The organism is Aeromonas sp. YN13HZO-058 (assembly GCF_001921245.1).
Taxonomy (GTDB): Bacteria; Pseudomonadota; Gammaproteobacteria; order Enterobacterales; family Aeromonadaceae; genus Aeromonas; species Aeromonas allosaccharophila.
Window position 1 is genome coordinate 115,139 of the sequence record NZ_MQSY01000033.1, and the last position, 22,207, is coordinate 137,345.

General features: G+C 56.0%; 20 protein-coding genes. 6 read left to right on the forward strand and 14 right to left on the reverse strand.

Annotation, left to right across the window (positions count from 1 at the left end; translation table 11 throughout):
- Positions 1 to 220: 220 nt before the first annotated feature.
- The 4 genes from BSP75_RS07830 to BSP75_RS07840 all read right to left on the reverse strand — a co-directional run bounded on the left by BSP75_RS07830 (position 221) and on the right by BSP75_RS07840 (position 3,717).
- On the reverse strand, positions 221 to 688 hold the full coding sequence (locus BSP75_RS07830) for a GNAT family N-acetyltransferase (protein ID WP_075112811.1): 468 nt from the start codon (positions 686 to 688) through the stop codon (positions 221 to 223).
- A gap of 366 nt (positions 689 to 1,054) precedes the next feature.
- Positions 1,055 to 1,690, reverse strand: coding sequence for a hypothetical protein (locus BSP75_RS21505; RefSeq protein WP_148140649.1), 636 nt, complete (start codon positions 1,688 to 1,690; stop codon positions 1,055 to 1,057).
- A gap of 138 nt (positions 1,691 to 1,828) precedes the next feature.
- On the reverse strand, positions 1,829 to 2,182 hold the full coding sequence (locus BSP75_RS07835; RefSeq protein ID WP_075112812.1) for a hypothetical protein: 354 nt from the start codon (positions 2,180 to 2,182) through the stop codon (positions 1,829 to 1,831).
- 398 nt (positions 2,183 to 2,580) lie between these two features.
- Positions 2,581 to 3,717 (reverse strand): agmatine deiminase family protein, encoded by a 1,137-nt coding sequence (locus BSP75_RS07840; protein ID WP_075112813.1) that lies wholly within the window; start codon positions 3,715 to 3,717, stop codon positions 2,581 to 2,583.
- Positions 3,718 to 3,872: 155 nt separating this feature from the next.
- On the opposite strand from BSP75_RS07840, the gene BSP75_RS07845 reads away from it, so the two are divergent.
- The 5 genes from BSP75_RS07845 (at position 3,873) to dhaR (ending at position 11,890) form a co-directional block, all read left to right on the forward strand.
- The gene (locus tag BSP75_RS07845) at positions 3,873 to 4,772 is read left to right on the forward strand and encodes a LysR family transcriptional regulator (RefSeq protein WP_075112814.1); all 900 of its coding nucleotides are present in this window, start codon (positions 3,873 to 3,875) and stop codon (positions 4,770 to 4,772) included.
- A 289-nt stretch (positions 4,773 to 5,061) separates the two neighbouring features.
- Positions 5,062 to 6,132 carry a LuxR C-terminal-related transcriptional regulator gene (locus BSP75_RS21915; protein ID WP_043852304.1) on the forward strand — a complete coding sequence of 357 codons (1,071 nt, stop codon included), beginning with the start codon at positions 5,062 to 5,064 and terminating at the stop codon, positions 6,130 to 6,132.
- 67 nt (positions 6,133 to 6,199) lie between these two features.
- Positions 6,200 to 7,350 (forward strand): IS3 family transposase gene (locus BSP75_RS07860; RefSeq protein ID WP_148140650.1). Its coding sequence is split into 2 segments (ribosomal slippage): positions 6,200 to 6,437 and positions 6,437 to 7,350, totalling 1,152 coding nucleotides; the frame shifts between segments, so codons are not numbered across the junction.
- A 153-nt stretch (positions 7,351 to 7,503) separates the two neighbouring features.
- Entirely contained in the window at positions 7,504 to 9,810 is a 2,307-nt protein-coding gene (locus BSP75_RS07865) for a hypothetical protein (protein WP_075112816.1), read from the forward strand.
- A gap of 178 nt (positions 9,811 to 9,988) precedes the next feature.
- Positions 9,989 to 11,890: a dihydroxyacetone kinase operon transcriptional regulator DhaR gene (dhaR, locus tag BSP75_RS07870; protein WP_043850361.1), complete on the forward strand. Its 1,902-nt coding sequence runs from the start codon at positions 9,989 to 9,991 to the stop codon at positions 11,888 to 11,890.
- 94 nt (positions 11,891 to 11,984) lie between these two features.
- On the opposite strand, the gene BSP75_RS07875 is transcribed toward dhaR, so the two are convergent.
- From BSP75_RS07875 to BSP75_RS07910, 8 genes are all read right to left on the reverse strand, one after another.
- Positions 11,985 to 13,067 (reverse strand): glycerol dehydrogenase, encoded by a 1,083-nt coding sequence (locus BSP75_RS07875; RefSeq protein WP_043850356.1) that lies wholly within the window; start codon positions 13,065 to 13,067, stop codon positions 11,985 to 11,987.
- 161 nt (positions 13,068 to 13,228) lie between these two features.
- Positions 13,229 to 13,945, reverse strand: a complete 717-nt coding sequence (gene dhaM / locus BSP75_RS07880; RefSeq protein WP_075112817.1) for a dihydroxyacetone kinase phosphoryl donor subunit DhaM — start codon at positions 13,943 to 13,945, stop codon at positions 13,229 to 13,231.
- Between the two features lies 1 nt (position 13,946).
- The gene (gene dhaL, locus BSP75_RS07885; protein ID WP_075112818.1) at positions 13,947 to 14,576 is read right to left on the reverse strand and encodes a dihydroxyacetone kinase subunit DhaL; all 630 of its coding nucleotides are present in this window, start codon (positions 14,574 to 14,576) and stop codon (positions 13,947 to 13,949) included.
- Positions 14,577 to 14,585: 9 nt separating this feature from the next.
- Positions 14,586 to 15,656 (reverse strand): dihydroxyacetone kinase subunit DhaK, encoded by a 1,071-nt coding sequence (dhaK, locus tag BSP75_RS07890; RefSeq protein WP_033137955.1) that lies wholly within the window; start codon positions 15,654 to 15,656, stop codon positions 14,586 to 14,588.
- 237 nt (positions 15,657 to 15,893) lie between these two features.
- The gene (locus tag BSP75_RS07895; RefSeq protein ID WP_075112819.1) at positions 15,894 to 17,252 is read right to left on the reverse strand and encodes an NCS2 family permease; all 1,359 of its coding nucleotides are present in this window, start codon (positions 17,250 to 17,252) and stop codon (positions 15,894 to 15,896) included.
- Positions 17,253 to 17,558: 306 nt separating this feature from the next.
- Positions 17,559 to 17,771: an RNA chaperone/antiterminator CspA gene (cspA, locus tag BSP75_RS07900; protein ID WP_005316548.1), complete on the reverse strand. Its 213-nt coding sequence runs from the start codon at positions 17,769 to 17,771 to the stop codon at positions 17,559 to 17,561.
- A gap of 598 nt (positions 17,772 to 18,369) precedes the next feature.
- On the reverse strand, positions 18,370 to 18,654 hold the full coding sequence (yjbD, locus tag BSP75_RS07905; RefSeq protein WP_075112820.1) for a DUF3811 domain-containing protein: 285 nt from the start codon (positions 18,652 to 18,654) through the stop codon (positions 18,370 to 18,372).
- Positions 18,655 to 18,800: 146 nt separating this feature from the next.
- Positions 18,801 to 19,703, reverse strand: coding sequence for a cation diffusion facilitator family transporter (locus BSP75_RS07910; protein WP_075112821.1), 903 nt, complete (start codon positions 19,701 to 19,703; stop codon positions 18,801 to 18,803).
- 464 nt (positions 19,704 to 20,167) lie between these two features.
- Here BSP75_RS07910 and BSP75_RS22085 point away from each other — a divergent pair, with 464 nt between their 5' ends.
- Positions 20,168 to 20,290, forward strand: coding sequence for a hypothetical protein (locus tag BSP75_RS22085; RefSeq protein WP_111809286.1), 123 nt, complete (start codon positions 20,168 to 20,170; stop codon positions 20,288 to 20,290).
- 104 nt (positions 20,291 to 20,394) lie between these two features.
- Here the strand turns inward: BSP75_RS22085 and BSP75_RS07915 are convergent, their stop codons facing one another.
- Both BSP75_RS07915 and BSP75_RS07920 read right to left on the reverse strand, forming a co-directional pair.
- Positions 20,395 to 21,150, reverse strand: coding sequence for a transporter substrate-binding domain-containing protein (locus tag BSP75_RS07915; RefSeq protein ID WP_148140651.1), 756 nt, complete (start codon positions 21,148 to 21,150; stop codon positions 20,395 to 20,397).
- 134 nt (positions 21,151 to 21,284) lie between these two features.
- A complete protein-coding gene (locus BSP75_RS07920; protein WP_075112822.1) occupies positions 21,285 to 21,872 on the reverse strand; it encodes a single-stranded DNA-binding protein in 588 nt (195 codons plus the stop codon).
- Positions 21,873 to 22,207 lie beyond the last annotated feature (335 nt).

The following is a 22,207-nucleotide window of genomic DNA, read 5'->3' on the forward strand; positions in this document are numbered from 1 at the left end:
CAAATATTACCGCTTCATGTAGGTTCGATTAGCGAAGCGTAATCGGACGATCGAGATACCGCCGTCCCAGAGTATCTGTGAGTCAGCGGCATCTGCAAGAGGGGAAATGCGGGTGGCCGTGATAGCGGGCGAATTGATTTGCGCGAACGTCCGATTACGCCTGACGGCTAATCGAACCTACGGGCTGGCTATACGGAATTTGTTCAGAAAGGTGGGGTTCCTAATTCAAGCCTATCTTCTTTGACATATTGTAGCCAGAAATGGCAAAGCCAACTTCTTGATACAGTTTTAACGCTCTTTGATTATGGTACGCTACTCGCAATTTAATTTGATTAATCCCAATTGATGTTAATTTTGATTCAAACGCAGAAATTGCCAATTTCCCATAACCGTTATTGCGACGATTTGAGAAAATGAAGAAGTCATAAATAAACGTGGATTTATCATCGGCGTTAATCGAATGCCACAAATAACCAACTAATTCTGAGTCTGATTCGATGCACAATAATTCATGCTTATCGGTTTCCAAGCCATTAGGAAAACTACGAAGAAGCTCCTGATTGGATAATTCGATCGCTCTATCTATTGAATGGCCATAACTTTTAGCTATTTCACGGCTGTAATCATCAATAAAGTAATCGCAATATGCTGGATATTCACTTGAGGTCATGGGTCTGAGCTTAATCATGTCTAATCCTTTAAAGCGAGATAACGTCATATTAATAGGTGAGCTACGCTGCTACCTAATCTAAATCATTGCACCGTAAACACAAAACCCAACCTTACACTGAAAATGCCAAGCGTTGCGAATCATTCTGAAATTCTTTGCTATGTTGGCGTGAGTTTTGCGAAACATACTATCGAGAAAAAGGACATCCATCTTGGCGTGCTGGTGATACAGCGGCTTTCTCAGGAAAGTAGGTGTCCTAATTTTACGGTTGTCTCCGTGAGTCAGCGGCGGCCTGCCAGAGGGAAAATGTGGGTGGCGGTTATAGCGGGAGAATTGATTGACGCGAACGTCCGATTACGCCTTGCGGCTAATCGAACCTACGGGCTACAGGCGAGATAACATTGGAAAATATGGATTGGTTTCTAACGCCATCAACTCTTGCAATGCGGAATTAATTTTTTTGTCGTTTTCAGGACTTCGACACAAGATATCAGCATTTCCTCCTTCATAGTACCTAAAGATGTAAACAAGAGTTTCAAACCACTTTATCAGATGAAGATTTTCGGGATGCCATCCAATCAAATCAAAATATTCTTTTTGTAAATCTAATGATTCATCACACACCCCATGAAGAGATATCGGATACAAGTAAAGATATCTAATGAATTCATCCAGTAATGCTCCTGCCCATACCAGAAGTTCTTTATCACTTACTGCAGAATCCACTCGTTTATCAACGATGTTTTTTTGGAAATGGTAAACTGCATTTCTGCAGCGCTTTATTGTTAGTACGTAGTCATTATATACTGACAAAAGTTTATTTATTTTGTAATCTGATAGCTTAAGGCTTTCCCATCCTTCAACGACAACATATAAGGATGCCAGCCACTGACTGCTGTATATAAAATACCTAATCCCACTATCGTCACTTTGAATTCGTAAATCAAAATTAAGACGTTCCATTTCAGCGCGGTAAATATATTTACCCCAAGATGCCACTTCAAATATTTTATCGTCCATTAGTACCCTAGTTAATCCTGTAATGTATATAACACCTTGTTAAGAGGGGGGCTCAATACATAGGCCGCTTTAATAATTTAGACTAACGCATAGTAAAAATGTCACGGGTTGCGAATTCGTCTTAGCATCTTTTTATATTCATTTTTCACCACACCAACGATACATTCTTTTACGAAATTCTATTTTGGTTTCAAAGTGCCGAGAGTCATTTACTATAACGGACTTTAGCAGCCAACCAGCATCGATACCTGCTTGATTTACAGGGTTTTCGCTGCTATTTTCCTCGTGCTTAGTATAGAGGCATATTAGTGGGGTTCCTTGCCAGTAAAAGTTGTCACCACCCATTAACGCACTTAATGAGAACCAATCGTCTAGAGTTTTGTTTTTACACCAGCAATAGATAGCACCTTGTAAGAAATTATTGATAGCTTCAATTTGAGACTGACTAATTCCAGTCACTTTACGAAGCTGATGTTCGCCAACTAAACTCATGTTGTTTTCCTTCGCGCACATAATATTTATTGAATTGAAAGTAATAATAATCCGTTAATAGAGTCTTCCATATTCCCTCGAATAACGCTGGTCACCGCTACGAAATATGAATGTTAAATTATGATATTACCAGTCAACTTTCTAGTGGTTTACTCTTTTGGCTCTACTTGTACCACCGAGCAAAAATACTCTTCTAGAGCAGCAATGGAAAGCGCCACCGAGTCTCAACTTCTTGAATAACTCTGGAGTGTGATCGAGGTGACACGCCATATGTTGTTGCTGGCCACGTGTAGGGCTGAGGCGGGTCCAGGGGGCTTGTGGCTAACAGAAATGAGCGTGATGAAATAACCCGGGGCGTCGCAACGCCCCGGGTTATCAGTGGGTAGGGGAGGGGAGGGTCAGGCTGGCTGGTGCAGGGTGATGCAGTGAATGCCACCGCCACCGGCGGCGACCGGATCGATATTGATCTGCACGATTTCGCGGCCGGGGTAGAGCTTGGCCAGCAGCTCGTGGCAGTAGCTGTCGGCGGCCTTGTCGCCAAACTCGGGGGCGATCACCGCGCCATTGATCGGCAGATAGTTGATATAACCGGCGGCAAAGTCGCGGCTGCGGCTAAAGCGGTTGTCCCGCACATCGAGCGGGGGCGGCAGCATATGCAGTTCAAGCTTGTTGCCGTCTGCATCGGTGGCCTGCTTGAGAATAGCCAGATGCTTGCGAGTCACCTCGTAGTCGTGGGATGCCGGGTCATTGTCCAGATTGACCACCACCACCCCAGGGCGCACAAAGCGGGCGTAGAAATCGACGTGGGCATCGGTGATGTCCTTGCCCTTGATGCCCGGCAGCCAGATGATTTTGCGCAGCCCCAGATTGGCTTTCAGCTCCGCCTCCAGTTGCACCTTGCTCACCCCCGGATTGCGGTTGCTGTTGAGCCAGCAGCTCTCGGTCAGGATGGCGGTGCCGTTGCCATCCACCTCGATGCCGCCCCCCTCGCCAGTCAGCTTGCTCTGCAGATAGTGAGCATCCGCCTGCTTGCTGACCAGCTCGGCCACCCCCGCATCCTGTTCGTGCTCCTGCTTGTCGCCCCAGCCGTTAAAGTTGAAATCCACCAGCCCCAGCTCCCCTTCGCCGTTCTGGACGAAGACGCCGCCGGTATCGCGCAGCCAGATATCGTCCAGCTTGGCGACGATAAAGCGGGTGTTCTGCTCGCCACAGAGCTTGCGGGCCAGCGCCTCCTCCTCTTCGCGGCAGAGCACGCTCACCTTGGTGTAAGGGGTCATGGCGTTAACCAGCCGCCCTATGGTGGCCTGCACCTCCTTGTAGTCGCGACCCCAGATATCGGCACTGGCGGCAAAGGCGACCCAGACCTGCGCCTGAGGAGCGGCTTCATCGGGCATATGGAACGACTCGCCGCTGGCGCTGGCAGCATCCTCATCGGCATTGCCGCTGGCCGCGTACACCTTGCCTGGCAGATTGCCGAGCCCGGCCAACACGCCGATGGCCGCCAGCTGTTTCAATACGTTGCGTCGGGATGGCATGAAAAACTCCTTGAATGAGGGCGCTCTTTGCTGTCGCTGAATGCACGGAAGTGACAAGCGCTGTTAATCGAATTGCGTTGAGTAATAGACTATCCGTGGCTGTAGCGGCGAACAAACGATCAATTTTCGGTAAAAGTGATAAGTGGAGCTAATCAATGGTGTTCAAGCAGTGGCCCCCGCTCAACGTGTTGCGGGGCTTTGAGGCGGCGGCGAGACTCGGCAGTTTTCATCAGGCGGCGCAAGAGCTGCACCTGACCCAATCCGCCATCAGCCAGCAGATCCGCTCGCTGGAGGAGCTGCTCGGCCAGCCGCTATTTCACCGGCAGGGGCGCTCGGTCGCGCTGACCGATGCGGGGCAGGATCTGCTGGAGACCACCCAGAGCGTGCTGTTGCAGCTGGCGATGGGGATCCAGCGGCTGGAGCAGTACCGCAAACCGAACCAGCTGGTGCTCAACACCAGCACCGCCATCGCCCGCCACTGGTTGCTGCCACGGCTGGGGGAGTTTCATCGCCTGCATCCCGACATCGATCTCTGGCTGTTCACCAGCGACGAAGAGCCCGACATGGCCGAGCAGACCGTCGATCTCGCCCTGCGCTGGGATCTCGCGCCGCAGGCCGAGTGTCGCCATCAGCACCTGCTGGCGGATCGCTTGTTGCCGGTGGCATCCGCAACCGTGTTGTCACGGCCCGCGGAGGAGCGCACCACCCTGCATGGCGAGCGGGAGCTGGATTGGCATCACTGGACGCTGAGAGGGGGAGAGGATCTGCACCTGCAGACCCGGGGACTCAACTTCTCCGATCCCGGCCTGCTGCTGGAGGCCGCCAGCGCCGGACTCGGTGTGGCGCTGGTGAGCGAACTGCTCTCCCGTCCCGCTCGTCAGCAGGGACAGCTGTTGCCCCTCTCCACCCGTCGGGTCAAGGGGCCGCAGTGGGATCTGCTGGTGCATCAGGAGAGCGAGGGGATGCCGGAGTGCCGCGCCTTCTGCCACTGGCTCGGCCAGCAATTTGCCGATGGCGAACTCGACCGGGAGGAGGACGGGGTTGTTACCCTCTGAGGCAGGTCACTGAATCGGGATAGCCATTCTGGCTAAGTTGTGTGCCAGGTGACGTAGGCTCGATGTCGTCTGAAACATTGGGTGAGATGGGTTCCTGTCAGATGGATTGGCATTGCCCGCTATGCCTCCAATGAGGCCTTCATGATGAGAAGACGCAATTTTCAATAATCTGCCCAGAGATCTTTCGCCACAGATCACATAAATACACAGCCTCTCTGTCACCGGTTCCTGTATCCGCCAAAATAGGTAGAGTCCAATATCATCACGCTGACAATGGAGGTTGGTGTGTATGGCAATTTGTATCTCGAAGCTACTGGAATTGCAGGGGCGTCTCTACGAGGCTGAGCAAGACTATGACCTCCTGTGCAAAATATTTGATGAGTTGAGATCTCTGTTCAATGCATCCGCTGCTAGCGTGGTACTGGCCCCCCGACAAACCCCTGAGGATGCTATCGTCTGGACCAAAAGCTATTCTCGCTCTGATCTGGCCTTTTATTTTGAACGCATGGCCGATGATGTTTTTCTCAACACCTATATGCAGCACATGCTGGTTGGCAAGGCGGCCATCGTTGATCAACTCTTGAACTTTGAGCGCATCGACAATCCAGTGTTCAGGGAAGAGATGGTGCCGCGTTTTCAAGCTCGTTATGCCCTGTGCATTCTGGTTCCTCTGAGTACCCGGGACGAGTTTGCGATCACCCTCCATCGGGATAAGACTCAACCCCCTTTCACTCCGGCTGAGCAACAGATGTTGCAATGGCTCTCCAACGGACTTGGCTGTTGGGCCAGAAGTTATCGTCGACGTCAGAGGTTCAATGAGGAACGTATACTACTGACGGCACTGCTGGAGCGTGATAATCGCCCACGCGCTGTAGTGGATCAATATGGGCATCTACAACTGACCAATCGTGCCATGCAGCAGGCGCTGGGTGAATATCACATCACACAGAACCCTGTTGACCATCAACTGGTCATTCCTTCTCGCTGGCTACCTCTTTGGCGGGAATCGTTGAGCCGTGGAACTGAAGGGCGTCTTGTTCTGTCTCTGTCAGAGTCTCATCAGGTGATCCTCGAATGGACTCCACTGCCAGAGCCCAGCGGATGGTTTGAATTGATGTTGATTGATCCTCGATGGGAGCATGAGCGGCACCTGCAACGTATGGAGCTACTTTATTGTTTGACTAAGAGCGAACAGGATGTACTTACCCTGCTCTCGCGTGGTCTGACCGGAGCAGAGGTCGCTCGCCTTCGAGGGGTCTCTTTGGAGACTGTAAAAAGCCAAATAAAAACACTGTTGCATAAAACCGGCACCAATAATCAAAACGATCTACTTAACTTGCTGTTCAATATATCTCATTAAGCACTGAATCGCCCCCAGTTCCCTAGACACCTCATAGCCTTAAAATGAGGCAACTATTGGAGGTGTTATGACCCGTCAGCGTTATCCAGAAACATTCAAAATCGAAGCCGTTAAACAAATCACCGAGCGCGGACGGCCGGTGGCTGACGTTGCACGAGCCCTTGGGGTCTCCAGCCACAGTCTGTATACCTGGCTCAGGCAGTACGGTAAGCCTGCTGACCAGCAGCTCGAAGAGTCTGCCTTGCAAGCCGAGATCCGCCGCCTGAAAGCCGAACTGCGCCAAGTCACCGAGGAGCGCAATATCCTAAAGGAGGCCGCCGCGTACTTTGCCTGCGAGTCAAGGAAAGGTACGCGTTCATAACCTCCCGACTCGACCGGTACAGTGTCGTTACCCTGTGCCAGACCTTGGGGGTTCACCGAAGTGGCTTCTACGCGTGGTTGAAACAGCCCGTATCGCCACGACAGCGGGAGGACGAACGACTGACCGGATTGGTCAAGCAATCCTGGCTGGAAAGTGGTGCTGTCTACGGTTATCGCAAGATCCATCGCGACCTTCGTGACGGGGGAGAAGCCTGCGGCAAGCACCGAGTGGCCAAATTAATGAAGCGGGAAGGGCTGCGTTCGCAAACGGGCTATCAACGCCGCAAGGGGCATTATGGAGGCAAGAGCCCACTGGTTGCTCCAAACACGCTGGCACGTCAGTTTAAGGTGCCAGCCCCCAACCTCTCCTGGGTGACTGACATTACCTACATCCGTACTCAAGAAGGGTGGCTGTACCTGGCGGTGGTGCTCGACCTGTTCTCTCGCCAGATCGTCGGCTGGGCGATGAAATCACGCATGACGGCAGACTTGGCGGTTGATGCGTTATTGATGGCCGTCTGGCGGCGCAAGCCCAAGCAGCCGGTACTGGTGCATTCGGATCAGGGCTGCCAGTTTACCGGTGGCGAATGGCAGGACTTTCTGAAGACTCACAACCTGAGTTGCAGCATGAGCCGACGTGGCAACTGTCACGACAATGCTGTCGCCGAGAGCTTCTTCCAGTGGCTCAAACGGGAGCGGATCAAGCGCAGGATTTACGCGACAAGAGACGAAGCCCGCAGCGATGTGTTTGATTATATCGAGATGTTTTACAACCCAATCAGGCGTCATGGTTCCAATGATGGGCTGTCGCCGGTAGAGTTTGAAAGGCAGTTTATTTTTCAGCAACAGAGTGTCTAGAAAACCAGGGGCGATTCACCGCTATTTTCTCTCCCCTCACACGCAACCGCTCCCCCGATAGGGGGATGCGGTTTGTTCACCAGGAGCCTATAACCAACACAGTCGTTAAAGCGGCCGATCAAGTATTACAAGGGGTCTGTCGATGTATCTGCCATGGATGACAGCAAGCAATATAAAAAGTCAGGGACTGGGGGACGTATGAAACTTTTTACTAAATCATGGCTGGCAGCAAGCATCATTACCGCACTTGCCGGTTGTGGTGGCGGAGACAGTAGTGGTGATAGTACAACGCCACCAGAGACTAAAACCACGCTTCAGATAAGAGCAATTGATGGTGTGTTACAGGGTGCTCTGGTGTGGGTCGATCTTAATGGAAATAGCCTGCGTGATGCAGCAGAGCCTTTTGCCAAGTCAGATAGCGAGGGGAGAGCACTGTTCACTCTTGAGCCAGGCCAATTGAGCGCCAATGTGTATGTGGAAACCATTCCCGGTGAAACAGTAGATCTGGAACGGGGACCGGTTGACACCGCTTTTACTATGGTTGCTCCTGCAGGCTCAGGCAGCAGTGGTACAGTAAGAATCGTATCGCCTCTGACCACGTTACTGCATCTCGAAACACTGAAATATAACGATCCGGTACAGGCCCGGGAGGTGCTGGCCCAGAGGCTTGGCATTTCCTCGGCCATGCTGGATGCAGACTTTGTCGCATTGGGAGATGGGCGGGCACTGTTTATTGCCAAAGTGATCGCCGATGCTCTGCCAGCCTCGTTGCCAGCAGAGGCAGACAAACAGGATGTCCTGCTTTTGGCGCTTAACAATAAAACCGGTGAAGCTACAGCTATTTACGACAAATTGACGGATGAACAAATCACTGTTCAGGGCAATCCCACCCTGAAGAGTGAAATCGACTACAACACTCATAAGGCAACATTCACCATCGAGTTTTCCACCCGTAAAACTGAGGGCGGTGTCGAGGTAAGCCAGGGGACCAAATATTACTGGGATAAAAATGCCAACGATTATGAGAGATACAATGGTACGCCACTGATCGCTACCACATGGAGCCTGGAGACCACACGTAAAGCTGACGGAACTATCGAGCGCTATGCCAAATGGGAACATGACTTTAACAAGGATGGCGAGCGAAACTTCAAGGGACAATCGCTGAGTGTAGGGAATGACACCAAGTGGGTGGAATATTTTGACGAGGACACCAACTGCAAAGAGCTGAATGAATATCAGTGCAATGATCCCACCCGGATAAATGAAGGGCGAGACCTGCGAGCTGAGTTCGCAGCACAGGATTACAGTACTATCGATTTTGTTCAGATGTGGACGAAAACGGGCAATGCCACAGGCCACGACATCGAGATGATTGAGTACAAAACCGATGCCCCGACTCGTAACTGGTTCAAGCTGGACAATCCGGGACAACCCGGTTTCCGCCGGTTGGAGCATTACGTTAAAGACTCTGATGGTGTACGTACCACATATGAGAATGATTGGAACGCTGATGGCACCATCAATCAGCGAGAGTCACTGCTCAGCCGCCAAAATGGCACGACACGTTATGAGTCTGGCAAAATTGTCTGGGCCAACCCTCTTGATGACTCGTTCGAAGAGTATGCTGATTACAACTTCCACACTGGCACTCGTTTACCTTACTGGTACGAAACTGTAGTCGAACATGTCCCCTTGGGAGATGGGCTGCAACAGTTAACCACCGAAGGGAAGCGCTATTTGCTGGATGAGGAGAAACAGCTGCGCAAGATCGATGATACGCACCCGGATGGCTACCTGTTTCACCAGTACAAAGCAAAACAAAAAGAAGTTTCTGCCGACGAGCATCAGATCCATGTTACCTGGCAGCACATTGCGCTGGATGGATATGACTTCAACCGTGACGATATTGGCCAAGAGTTCAAGGTCATGCGTCGTCACAAAGTTGATGGGGATGCAATGAAAGGGTGGTGGATAGGGCATAACTATGCCGAGTGGGGTAGCCAAGAGGTGCTCGATCTCCCAGGTAAAGTTCTCGCGCTGCTGGCACAAGGTAAGAGTTTTGCACAAATTACTGCTGCTGAGCTGCCCGGATTGGGGGTTTATGACCAAGTTGCGCTGTCTGGTCCTCTGTTTACCACCGCGTTCAAAGGCTACCTGGTGACAAACGACGGCTGGCTTGGTGCCTCTGGCAAACAAAAAATGACAGTGAATGGTCAGCGTGTCGGCACACAGGACCTGTTGTTACAACAGGCGGGGGGCATGACTTCTCTGGTACTCCTGAAAGGAATAGGTTCGGAACCCTGTGCCTGGTGGACCTGCTGGGAGCAACGTATTACTTCGCTTGACAGTGTTGACCCGGTGAGAGGGATCATGACATTTCGCCGCTGGAGTGACACGGATCCACTCACAACACTGTACCTGCGAGAAGTGGATGCTGATGTAGCCATGGCCCCTTGAATTGCCAAGGAGGCGATATAAACGATGTGGCAACGGGGCTCGCGAGGGCCCCGTTATGCATGTGTTACGGACTACATCTCTGGCGCTGTGGTTGCCACCCTCTGAGGCAGGTCACTGAATCGGGGGCACTGACGTGGTTAAATGGTCGGCTCACATCTTGCCGGATATTGCTGTGACCATGCCATCTGACCTTCAGCCGCTGCTCGCTTGGCCCGACTATTTGCAGGCATCCTGGCTGCGCTGCGCCCACCAGACCAGTGCCACCCTCTGGCATCCGCCCCACAGCGCCAAGGGGCAGACCTTGCAGAGCCTGCGCCAGCGCAAGCGGGACCTGCTCACCACCGGCGAGATGGCCCTCGAAGATCTCTACGAATTTATGGAGGGGCGCCCCTGCGCTCTGCTGCTCACCGACGAGAGCGGCTGTGTGCTGGCCCGCACCGGCCACCCCGACACCCTGCGTGAGCTGGCAGAGCTGGGGTTTGGCCCCGGCGCCTTTTTCAGTGAGGGGCGCATCGGCACCAATGCCATCAATCTGGCGGCGCTGGAGGGAGTACCGCTCTGCGTCAGCGGCCCCCAGCACTTCAACCAGACCCTCCACCCGTGGCACAGCTGCGCCAGCCCGGTTTACAACAGCAATGGCCGTCAGGTCGCCATCATCGCTTTGATCTGCAAGGTGGAGGAGGCGAGCGCCGGCGATCTGGCGCTCACCGTCAGCGCGGGGCGCGAGCTGGCCCATCTGCTGCAGATGGAAACCCTGATGCAGGAGTCCCAGCACCACCTGAGTGAGCTTTATGTCCTGCTCGATGGTATGGATGACGGCGTGCTGGCCTGGGATCCGCAGGGTCGGCTGCGCTACCTCAACGCGCTGGCGGCCCACCGGCTGCGGCTCGATCCGGCGCTCTGTCTCGGCCAGCAGCTGGAGCAGCATCTGCTGTTGCCCCAGCGGTTGCAGCTGGCCATCAGGGGGCAGACGCCACTGAGTCATGTGGAGGTGACGCTGGAGCGGCTCGGCGCGCAGGAGGGGGAGTTTATCAATGCGCTGGTGAGCCTCAAGCCGCTGCCGGGGCCGGAGGGGGTCAGCTTTATCGCCCTGCTGCACCCGGTCGATCGGCTGCGGGCCATTCACCAGCTGCGCCAGACGGTGCCCGAGCTGTCGGCGCTGGTGGGCGAATCGAGCGCCATGCGCAAGCTGCTGCGCTATGCCCGGCAGGCGGCCCAGAGTCAGGGGCCGATCCTGCTGCGCGGCGAGGAGGAGGTGGGCAAGGCCCAGCTGGCGGAGGCGATCCACTTTGGCAGCGAGCGGGCCGCCGGGCCGCTCATTACCCTCAACTGCAAGGCGCTGCCAAGCGAGCGGATGGCGCTGGAGCTGATGGGCTCCGACGAGGCGGGGCAGGAGCGGGCGGGCAAGTTCGAGCTGGCCCACGGTGGCACGCTAGTGCTGGAGCAGGTGGAGTGTCTCTCTGCCCCCATGCAGGCGGCGCTGCTGCAACTGCTCAAGACCGGTCGCATCCAGCGCTTCGATTCGGCCCGTATCCTGCCGCTCAAGGTGCGGATCATCGCCACCAGCAGCGCCCCGCTGGAGCAACTGGTGCAGGAGGGGCTGTTTGGCCGCCAGCTGCTCTATGCGCTGCAGGCGTGCGAGCTCTGGCTGCCGGGGCTGCGGGAGCGCGCAGCGGATCTGCCGGGCCTTATCAGCCAGCAGCTGGCGGCGCAGGGGCGCGAGCCGGTGCGCCAGTTCAGTCCGGCGGCCCTCGACTGTCTGCTCGCCTATCCCTGGCCCGGTAATCTGGGGGAGCTGCGCAGCGCCGTCGAGCATGCCCTGCTTCATGCCGGTCAGGGGCAGATCCCGCCTGAGGCGCTGCCTGCCGCCATTCGTCACGGCTATCAGCAGGTGGCGGACGAGGTGGTGGGGCAACCGCTGCTCACGCTTGCAGAGCTGGAGCGGCAGGCCATTTTGCGCTGCGCCCACGCCTGCAAGGGGCAGGTGAGCCAGATGGCCCAGCATCTTGGCATCAGTCGCACCACCCTCTGGCGGCGGCTCAAACTGCTCGAGATCGATCCCGCCGACTATCACGGCTGACGGTTATTGAGGCCGTCGCCAAGCAGCCCGTAGAAAATGAAACGTCCCCGCAGTTGCGGGGCCGTGTTATATGGCAAGGTCAGCGGTGGCGCGGTTACAGCCCCAGCTGGTGGGCGGTGACGATGGCCGCCAGCACATCCTCGGCGGTGACCTTGAACGGCATGTTGTGGATGGTCTCCCCTTCGGCGGTGGAGGCTTTGGCCACCTCCATCAGGCGCGCCATATCCAGCTCCTTGACCCCCATCATATGCAGGTTGGTCGGCAGACCGATCGAGCGGCAGAAACCCAGCACTGTCTCGATCTCCGCCATCGGCGCGTTCTCCAGCACCAGTTGCACCAGGGTACCGAACGCCACTTTCTCACCGTGGTAGAGGTGGTGACACTCGGCGAGCTGGGTCAGGCCGTTGTGGATGGCGTGGGCGGCGGCCAGTCCGCTGCTCTCGAAGCCGATACCGCTCAGATAAGTGTTGGCCTCGATGATGTTCTCCACTGCCTTGGTGCAGAGCCCCTGTTCCACCGCCAGCTTGGCCTTGTAGCCATCGGCCAGCAGGGTCTTGTAGCAGAGCTCGGCGATGGCCTGCGCCGCCAGCGTGGAAGCGCCACCGGCCATGGTCTGGCAACCGGAAACCTTGTTGGCCCGCGCCTCGAAGTAGGTGGAGAGTGCATCCCCCATGCCGGAGACCAGCAGCCGCACCGGAGCGCGGGAGATCACGCCGGTATCCATGATGACCATGTTGGGGTTGGTCGGGATCATCAGGTATTCGCTGAACTGCCCTTCCGGGGTGTAGATGACCGCCAGCGCGCTGGTCGGCGCATCGGTGGAGGCGATGGTGGGGACGATGACCACAGGCACCTTCTGGTAGAAGGCGACCGACTTGGCGGTATCCAGCGTCTTGCCGCCGCCGATGCCGATAATGACGTCAAACGGGGTCTGCTTGCAGTGCGCCAGCAGGCGGTCGATCTCGGGGCGGGAGCACTCGCCATTGAAGCAGTCGAACTCGGGTTTGATGCCCGCGCCGTGGAAGCTGGTGGCCACGGTATCGCCCACCAGCTTGGTGACGAAGGCGTCGGCCAGGATCAGTGGCTTGCTGCCGAGCGCCTTGACGTAGTTGCCGATATTGGCGAGGGCCCCGTTGCCTTGTACGTATTTGCTGGGGCTGATGATAATGCGGTCCATATTTTATCCCTCTCTTTATGAATTAAGACTTCTCTTAAAACTTACAGGGGCGAAGGGGCGGCTGTGCCGGGGACGCCTTCGTCTTCTTTTTACTTGCACGAAAGTGGTGCTGCACAGGCTCAGCGAGCGAGTGCAGCGCCTTGAAACAGTGGCGTGCGGCGTCAGTCGCCGAAACGCTCGGCGGCCAGCTGCTGGAAGCAGGTCAGTGCGGCGTTAGCGTCCTCTCCGCGCGCCAGCAGGGTGAGCATGTCGCCCTGACGCACGTTGAGCATGGCGAGCCGGGTCAGGCTGCGGGGGTTGGCCTCTTTGTCCCCCTTTTGCAGCTTGAGTTCAGCGGCAAAGGGTTTGAGGGCGGCCACCAGTCGGGCGGCGGGGCGCACATGCAGGCCGTGGGGGTTATCCACCACTACCTCGCAGCGCAGCCAGCCGTCGTCGGCAACGGGGGCTGTCTCCGTGGCGGCCTGCGCCGCACTTGCAGGCAGCATCGCCTGTTTCGGGCCAAGGGCGCCGAGCGCCTCGGCGGCCACCTCATCCAGCGTCAGGCCGGAACCGGCCGCCACCACGGCGGCCAGGGTGCCCTCGACCAAGGGGGCCGGGCAGAGCCGTACCCGGGCGCTTAACTCGGGGGGCAACAGTTCGAGGGCGGTTTCGGCGCTGAGCAGGGCGCTGCCCAAGTCCATCAGTACCAGCACGCCGCTGCCGTCATCCGCTTCTTCAATCGCACTCATCACGGCGATGGCATCGGTGCCGATGGGGTGGTCGGGGTCATCGACCCCAGCCGCCAGCAACAGTTTCGCCGGGCTGCCGAGCTGGTCGGCCAGCGCTTTCAATCCGGCCGCCAGCATGGCGCTGTGAGAGACAACTACGATTCCGATCATGTCACAACCTCGCTCTGTCACGCAGGGCGGTCAGCAGCAGCAGGGTCGAGGTGGCCCCGGCATCCTGATGGCCGATGCTGCGCTCGCCAAGATAGCTGGCGCGCCCCTTGCGGGCCTGCATCTGGATGGTGGCCTCGGTACCGGCAGCGGCGGCGGCTACTGCCTTGTCCAGCGCCTCGTTGAGCGGCAGCTCTTGCTGTTGGGCTTGTTGCAGGGCCGCCAGTGCTGGCCACCAGGCATCGCACATGGTCTTGTCACCCGGCTCGGCGCGGCCGCGGGAGACGATCCCTTCGACCCCGTCGCTCAGCATTTTGCACAACTGGCTGAGGCTCAGGCTCTGGCAGGCATCGGTGCTGGCCGCCGCCCGGATAAAGAAGGTGCCGTAGAGCGGGCCGCTGGCACCGCCGACCGAGGAGAGCAAGGTCATACCGGTGGTTTTCAGCACCTGACCGATATCCTTGTCCGCCACCGCGGGCAGCTTCTCGGCCACTTTAGAAAAGCCGCGCTGCATGTTGAGGCCGTGGTCGCCGTCGCCGATGTCGGTATCCAGTGCGGTGAGGTAGTCACGCTGCTCGGTAAAGATGTGTTCGCAGTCGAGCAGCCAGTTGACGATGTGATGCTTGCTTAACATGGGTTCTCCTTAGCAGCCGCGACGCAGGGCGGGGGTGTGAACGGGGGCATCCCACAGGGTCATCAGTTCATCATCCACCTTGAGCAGGGTGATGGAGATGCCGGTCATGTCGAGGGAGGTGCAGTAGGGGCCAATCAGGTTGCGCACCAGATGGATGCCCGCCTCTTCGCACAGGGTGGCGAGGCGACCATAGACGCCATAGAGCTCGGAGATGGGGGTGCCGCCGAGACTGTTGACCAGTGCGATGACCCGATCGCCCTTGTTGAGCGGTTCGATAAAGGTGTGCTCTTCCTGCCAGCTGCCGGAGGCTCTGTCCCAGTGACGCAGGGTACGGCCATAGGGAGTGTTGTCCGCCAGCTCGCTGAACATGTCGTCCACCAGGGTATTGAGGTCGGTGAAGGGGCGGCGCTCGATGCCCGGCTCGCCGTGAATGCCCACGCCGAACTCCATCTCGTTGTCTGCCAGGGTGAAGGAGGGCTTGCCAGCAGCAGGCACGGTACAGGCGTGGGTGGCAACGCCGATGGTGCGGCTCTGGTTGTTGATGCGACGGGCCAGTGCCTCGCAGCGGGTCAGGTCATAGCCCGCTTCGGCAGCGGCCCCCACCAGTTTTTCGCACAGCACGGTCGTGGCAACGCCACGGCGACCGGCGGTGTAGAGGCTGTCTTTGACCGCCACGTCGTCATCGATCAGCGAGAAGCCGACCTTGACGCCGTCACCGTGCAGCAGCTCGACCGCGGTTTCGAAGTTGAGCACATCGCCGGTGTAGTTCTTCACCAGAAACAGCACGCCCGCGCCGCCATCAACGGCCTGACCGCATTCGTACATCTGATCCGGTGTCGGGGAGGTAAAAATCTCGCCGGGGCAGGCGCCATCCAGCATCCCCTTGCCCACCAGACCGCCGTGCATCGGCTCGTGGCCGCTGCCACCGCCGGAGACCAGCGCCACCTTGCCCATCACGGGGGAGTCGGCGCGGGTGATGTAGTGGGGTTCGATACGTACCTTGAGCTCGGGGTGGGCGGCTGCCATCCCCATCAGTTGTTCACGGACCACAGCATCGACGGCATTGATCAGTTTCTTCATGGCTCACTCCTTGGCTTGCCACCGCACGGGTGGGCAAATGGTTGATGGAGCCAGTCTAACGACAGAAAAAAGGATAAAAATGACGGGTGATTTGGTTCGGATTTGAAACAGCTGAAGGGAGGTTGGTGTTTCAATTTGAAACAACGCGGGGCAAACGGGCGGGAAACTGTTAGCGGCCTCACAGCCATGAAAAAGGGCCCCGTAGAGCCCTTCGCTATAACCGGATAAGCGGGCGGGTTAGATGGCCCAGCCACCGGCATAGAAGATCACCAGCGCCAGGGCGATGATGACGGTGCCGATGTTCAGCTTCTTCCACTCGGCAGCGAAGATGCGGCCAACGACCAGTGCCACGAAGCCCAGCATGATTCCGGTTACGATGTTGCAGGTCAGCACGATGAAGACGGCGCACAGCATGCCGGCGAGGGCATCGACCGAATCGCTGAAGTCCAGCTTGGTGACGTTGCCCAGCATCAGCAGACCGACATACATCAGGGCCGGTGCGGTGGCGTAAGCCGGTACCAGATAGCTCAGCGGGGAGAGGAAGATCATCAGCAGGAACAGCACGCCGACCAGCGCAGCGGTCAGGCCGGTCTTGCCGCCAGCCGCGGTGCCTGCGGCAGATTCAATGTAGACGGCCGCCGGAGCACCACCCACCACGCCAGCGACCATGCTGCTGACGGAGTCGGCAGTCAGGGCCTTGCCGCCGCTGATGATATGGCCACGTTCGTTGATAAGGCCCGCCTGACCGGCCACGGCACGGATGGTGCCGGTGGCGTCAAACACAGCGGTCATCACCAGCGCCAGCACGGTCGGAATCACTACCGGATTGAGGGCGCCCAGCAGATCCATGCTGCCTACCAGCGAACCTTTCTCGCCAGTCAGGCTCGGCATGGCGAAGAAGCCCTTCCAGGTCACTTTCGGGTCGAAGATAAGGCCGAGGATGGAGATGGCAATGATCACCATCAGGATACCGCCCGGCACCTTGCGACGCTCCAGACCGAAGATGGCGGCCAGACCCAGCACTGTCATGATGACCGGGAAGGAGGTCACTTCACCCAGCTGAACCGGCAAACCGGCCCCTTCGTTCTTGATCACCATGCCGACGCCGTTGGTGGCGATCAGCAGCAGGAACAGACCGATACCTATGCCGGTACCGTGGGCGATGCCGGAGGGGAGGTTATCCAGGATCCACTGGCGCACGCCGGTGACGCTGATCAGGGTAAACAGCACACCCATCAGGAAGATGGCGCCCAGCGCGACCGGAATGCTCAGTCCCTGACCCAGTACCAGACTGAACGCGGTAAAGGCGGTGAGGGAGATGGCGCAACCGATGGCCATCGGCAGCTTGGCCCACAGGCCCATCAGCAGGGAGCCGAAGGCGGCGATCAAACAGGTTGCCACGAAAACGGGGCCCTGCTCAAAACCGGCGGCACCCAGCATGTTCGGCACCACTATGATGCTGTAGACCATGGCCAGGAAGGTGGTCAAACCGGCCAACAGCTCCTGGCGCACACTACTGCCGCGCGCAGAAATGGAAAAATAAGAGTCCAAAAAGCCGCCCTGTACTCGATTGGCGGCCATATCTTGCTTTGCCATAACTTATCCTGAAAGTGTGAAGGAAATCGTTTGCTTTTGTGGCGCGCAAAATAGCAAGAATTCGCGGCAAATACAGCGGATAACCTGACTTTTTCGTCACTATTTTACATTTTGAGCTCACTTGGAGCTCTTTATCAGACTCAAGTGGTGAGAGTGTGTAAGGAAGGGATCAAATGGTCGGGCGGCGGGAGAAACTGTGAGGAAAAAAACGGGGAACAACAAAAAACCCGCCTAGGCGGGTTTTTTTAATTCTTGCAGAGCTGTCAGCGATTGGCGTGAGCCATCAGCGGCATGCTCAGGCTTGAATTACAGACCAACTACGTTGGCAGCAGCCGGGCCTTTCTGGCCTTGCTCGATGGTGAACTCAACGCGCTGACCTTCGTCCAGGGTTTTGAAGCTGGTGGACTGGATAGCGGAGAAGTGTACGAACACGTCTTTGCTGCCGTCAGCCGGGGAGATGAAACCAAAACCTTTCTCAGCGTTGAAGAACTTAACGGTACCAGTCATTTTGTTAGACATAATAATTTCCTTAAATAGTGTTGAATGCCACCTAGATGGCAATTTTTGATTTTTCGTCAGCAATACGTATGGGGAGCACTAAAGAAGGAGAATTATTTGATAAGAATTATCCGAGGATAACGCTTATGCTAATCACTGCTTTACTAAAATGACTGCCTAACATAATCAGGTCTGAACTGCCGAACCATCGAGAAAGATTAAAACACGCTCTCATTTTTAAAGCAAACTTTATCTCGATATTAATGTTTTGTAACAGCCGAAAATCTCATCTTTTATAGTAAATGTGATGTATTTCAACTGCATAGCGAAATCAGCAAGGATTCGCCTTACCCTGTAGAAAGCCGGGTTTGGCTTTTTTGTCCTGACTATGTAGCCAGTTCTGGCAAAAAAAAATATGAAAAAAACGAAAGGGTGGCGATGGCTGGGGCGTCAGTTGGCTTGGGTGTCGAGCCCGTCATGCCAAGCAACCATTTGACGCCGGGATGAACGCCAGAGCAGTGAACCAGTTAACAAGACCACATCGGATTCATCGTGCGCAGGCCAGAAATGCAAACGCCCGCTGGCATCTAGTGCGAGCGGGCGTTTTGGAAGCTGGGGGTCAGCGCTTGCTGCGAAACTTGTTGCTGACCGAGTCGATCCAGCTGAAGGTTTCTGGCAGTACCTGATTTTTGGCGCGTTCTTTGGCTTTCTCGCGGGCCAGCTTGGAGGCTACCTTGGCCGCTTCGGCGCGGTCGGCCACAATCTTCAGGCGACCCTCTTCGCGGATCTTGTTCCGCTCTCCGTTGGTCAGCTGGTGGTCTGCATTGGCTTGTGCCTTTTGCAATAACAAGGCTATCTCGGCTTTTTCAACCTCGGTCAGATCTTTCATTTCCAGCTTTTTCACGGCGCGCTCCTGCGGCAGGGGGGTTAGATACCCTAACACAGTTGTGCCGATCACTTCTTATGCAATCGGCATTTAGGCCGCAAAAATGCGGGTTTGTGCCAGATCTCCGTTATTTCGCTGCCACTTTCCCGCCTGTTTGCCACATTTCAGTTTATGGCGAGGGGGGATGGCACTCCTTGCTCCTCCGGCTCGACGTGGATCAGCACAATGGCGTGGGGCAGTTGTTGCATGATGGCGTGTTCGATGCGATCACAGATGTCGTGGGCTTCGCCGATGCTCATTTGCGGGTGCAAGGTGAGGTGAAAGTCGATATGGCGGCGGCGACCGGCACGACGACTGCGAAGATCGTGAAAACCGCTGGCGGCGGGGCAGCATTCGGTGATGATGCGGCTGGTCATTGCCAGCTCTTCCGGGCTCATGCTCTGATCGATCAGCGGCTGGAAGGCCTCGTTGAGCATGCTGATCGCCTCTCTGACAATAAAGATGGCGACCGCAATGGCGACCAGCGGGTCGAGGATGGCGAGGGAGTGGCCGAACAGACCGGCCAGCCAGATGCCGCCAAGACCGGCGGCCACCCCGGCGGAGGTGAGCACGTCAGCCTTGAGATGGAGTGCATCGGCAGCCAGCGCGACCGACTCCTCCTCTCTGGCGACTTTATATAGGTAAGCCGATACCCCGCTGTTGACCAGCGCCGAGATCACCATCACCAGTACGCCCCAGCCAATGCTATCGATGGGGCTGGGTGAGATCAGCTTGTCGACGGCTTCGAAGATGATCCAGCCTGCGGCCAGCAAGATAAGCAGTGCTTCGATGACGCCGGAGACATTTTCAATCTTGTCGTGGCCATAGGGGTGACGCTCATCGGGCGGGAGATCGGATTTTTTTACTGCGAACAGGGCGATCAGGGCGGCGACCAGATCCATCGCGGAGTGGATGGCCTCCGAGATGATACTGACCGAGCCACTGGCGAAACCGGCTACGACCTTCATGATAATCAGACTGATATTGGAGCAGACCGACACCATGGCGGCTCTGGTTTTTCTGTTCATGTCACAGCTTCCTGAATAAAAACGGATATTTCGGTGCGGCGCGCATTATATCTGGCTGACCGGAAATAACCTATTCGGTGTTGTAACCTGATGTTTCTGGTGATATTGCGAATGCTTATGAAAATGGTGGCGGCTTGAGTGGAAATAACTAATGAGTGGAGTTTATATTTATCCGTAAAAATATCTCGAAAGTGATGCATTAATATAAGCATGACAACATTTAATAATGCGAATTACTCTTTTTTGGTCTTTCCTGTCGAGGTTGTGTGGCGTCAGTGTTCCGGGGGCTGAGCACTGCATTTTTTGGGCGAGAATGAGGCTGGATCCGGATGCCGCTGGAGGGTATGCTGAGTCTGGTGATGGTCTTGCACCATCCCACCAAGCGTACTGAAGTTGATGATTCGGATGGCATGCTGGCTCCCATGAGGAACCAACTGTCTGGGTAACATTTTTGGAGTTTGATGATGAGTAACAAAGAACATCACAACGGCAAAGATGCCAAGAAAAAACCGCAGATGTCACTGAAAGAGAAACGCGAAGCCAAACGTCAGAAAGCAGATCTGAAAAACGGCAGCGCAATGAAGTAACGCTCCTTTACTGCTGTTCCTTCGGAGCCAGTACAAAGCCAGCCTGTAATGGGCTGGCTTTTATGTTTCCGGGTTCGGGGCTGTCGTCTTGAACTGATGAATGTCTAGGGCTTGGCGCCGTACACCTCGAAAATTCGCTGATAACTGCCATCCTTTTTCATGGCCTCAAGACGAGCGTTGAACAACTTGAGGGCATCAGCCGAGCGAAAGGCGAAGTGATAGACAGTGGGTGGGAAGAGGTCCGCTTGCCTGACCTGGCTGCGTTCGTAGCGCTCGCCAGCCTGCGCCGTGGCGATCAGCTGGTCCAGATAGTAGTAGAACACCCGCTCCTCCAGTACCACCGCATCGACTCTGCCGCGCATCAGCTGGTGCACCTGTCCCTGCTGCTTGGCCACCTCCTCATAGTGGGGATTCTGGTTGGCCATGGTGGCGAACTCACCCCCCAGAATGATCCTTGCCCGTTGAAAGGCGGTGACTCGTTTTGAATGCAGATCGTCCAGGGTACTGATATGGGTCGTGCGCAGGCTGAAGATCCGGTTATGGAAGGTAATGACGGGGCGGGTCAGAAAGAGGGTATCAACCATGCCGGGTCTGACGTTGATAATGGCATCCAGTTTGCCTGACTCGAACAGGCGGAAGGTGCGCTCCAGCGGCAGATATTCAAAGCTGGGATCATAGCCGCTGCCAGCGAACGCCTCTTTCAACAGATCCAGCTCGATGCCGCGGTTATCGCCTTCGATGACATAAGGTGGGATGGCAAAGCTGACCCCTACCTTGAGCGGTTGTGCCAGCAGTTGTCCGGGGAGAAAAATCGCCAGCAGTAGCAGCATCTGGGCAATCGGTTTCATCGCACCTTTCATCAAGTGCTCCTGTGGCGCCGGTCCATGGCTGAATATGGGCCGTCACTAATAGAATACTCTTCCCTGTTGGTAGAGGTGCTCGGCTTGAATTAAAAAGACCCTGATTTATCAGGGTCTTTTTAATATGTCTGTTCTTAGAATGGGATATCGTCGTCGAAATCCATCGGCGGCTCGTTATATACCGGCGGCGCAGATTGTGGCTGCTGGGCCGGACGGCCATAACCGCCTTGCGGCGGCATGTTTTGCTGCGGGGCTGGCGCCGGGCGCTGCTGATTCATCGGCTGCTGGGCAGGCATGCTCTGCTGCGGCTGACCCCAGTTACCCTGGGATTGGCCACCCATGTTCTGGCCCATGCCCTGACCGCCTTGCGGACGGCCACCCAGCATCTGCATCACGCCAGTGAAGCTGTCGACCAGCACTTCAGTGGTGTAGCGCTCCTGACCGCTTTGATCTTGCCATTTGCGGGTCTGCAGTTTGCCTTCGACATAGACCTGGGAGCCCTTCTTCAGGTACTCGCCAGCCACTTCGGCCAGTTTGCCCATGAAGACAACGCGATGCCATTCGGTACGCTCTTTCTGCTCACCGGTCTGCTTGTCGCGCCAGGTTTCAGAGGTAGCCAGAGTAATGTTGGTCACAGCACCGCCACTCGGCATGTAGCGTACTTCCGGGTCTTGCCCGAGGTTACCGATCAGAATGACTTTATTGATGCCTCGACTGGCCATAATCTCTCTTCCACCTTATTTACCGGCCAGGTCGAAACCTGGTCCAACACGACTAGATACCTGATTAGTTGCTGTGTGCGGGGCGCAATGTCCCGCAGACGCATGTGACGGCCATAGTAACAGTTGCGAAGCGGATTGGCAGCATCCTTAACCGGCTTGATGTGCCAAAGGTAACGGTTGGCTCCTGCCGTGGTGATGGTCGGGTTGTCTGTGTTGCCGGCGTGTCTGGCATCACATTTCTGCCATATATTCCTGTTATGCTGGCCGATTGGTAAATGGGTGCCGCTTTTTAAATCCAAAAAAAACATATGGTTATGATTTTTTTGAGATCCATT

Coding starts and splice junctions, on each gene's coding strand:
- BSP75_RS07830 (WP_075112811.1), bottom strand. CDS start 688: ATGATTAAGCTCAGACCCATGACCTCAAGTGAATATCCAGCATATTGC.
- cspA (WP_005316548.1), bottom strand. CDS start 17,771: ATGTCTAACAAAATGACTGGTACCGTTAAGTTCTTCAACGCTGAGAAA.
- dhaR (WP_043850361.1), top strand. CDS start 9,989: ATGCCATCTGACCTTCAGCCGCTGCTCGCTTGGCCCGACTATTTGCAG.
- BSP75_RS07920 (WP_075112822.1), bottom strand. CDS start 21,872: ATGGCCAGTCGAGGCATCAATAAAGTCATTCTGATCGGTAACCTCGGG.
- BSP75_RS21505 (WP_148140649.1), bottom strand. CDS start 1,690: ATGGACGATAAAATATTTGAAGTGGCATCTTGGGGTAAATATATTTAC.
- BSP75_RS07895 (WP_075112819.1), bottom strand. CDS start 17,252: ATGGCAAAGCAAGATATGGCCGCCAATCGAGTACAGGGCGGCTTTTTG.
- BSP75_RS07875 (WP_043850356.1), bottom strand. CDS start 13,067: ATGGACCGCATTATCATCAGCCCCAGCAAATACGTACAAGGCAACGGG.
- dhaL (WP_075112818.1), bottom strand. CDS start 14,576: ATGTTAAGCAAGCATCACATCGTCAACTGGCTGCTCGACTGCGAACAC.
- BSP75_RS07845 (WP_075112814.1), top strand. CDS start 3,873: ATGGTGTTCAAGCAGTGGCCCCCGCTCAACGTGTTGCGGGGCTTTGAG.
- BSP75_RS07915 (WP_148140651.1), bottom strand. CDS start 21,150: ATGAAAGGTGCGATGAAACCGATTGCCCAGATGCTGCTACTGCTGGCG.
- BSP75_RS07910 (WP_075112821.1), bottom strand. CDS start 19,703: ATGAACAGAAAAACCAGAGCCGCCATGGTGTCGGTCTGCTCCAATATC.
- dhaM (WP_075112817.1), bottom strand. CDS start 13,945: ATGATCGGAATCGTAGTTGTCTCTCACAGCGCCATGCTGGCGGCCGGA.
- BSP75_RS07835 (WP_075112812.1), bottom strand. CDS start 2,182: ATGAGTTTAGTTGGCGAACATCAGCTTCGTAAAGTGACTGGAATTAGT.
- BSP75_RS07840 (WP_075112813.1), bottom strand. CDS start 3,717: ATGCCATCCCGACGCAACGTATTGAAACAGCTGGCGGCCATCGGCGTG.
- BSP75_RS21915 (WP_043852304.1), top strand. CDS start 5,062: ATGGCAATTTGTATCTCGAAGCTACTGGAATTGCAGGGGCGTCTCTAC.
- BSP75_RS22085 (WP_111809286.1), top strand. CDS start 20,168: ATGAGTAACAAAGAACATCACAACGGCAAAGATGCCAAGAAAAAACCG.
- BSP75_RS07865 (WP_075112816.1), top strand. CDS start 7,504: ATGGATGACAGCAAGCAATATAAAAAGTCAGGGACTGGGGGACGTATG.
- dhaK (WP_033137955.1), bottom strand. CDS start 15,656: ATGAAGAAACTGATCAATGCCGTCGATGCTGTGGTCCGTGAACAACTG.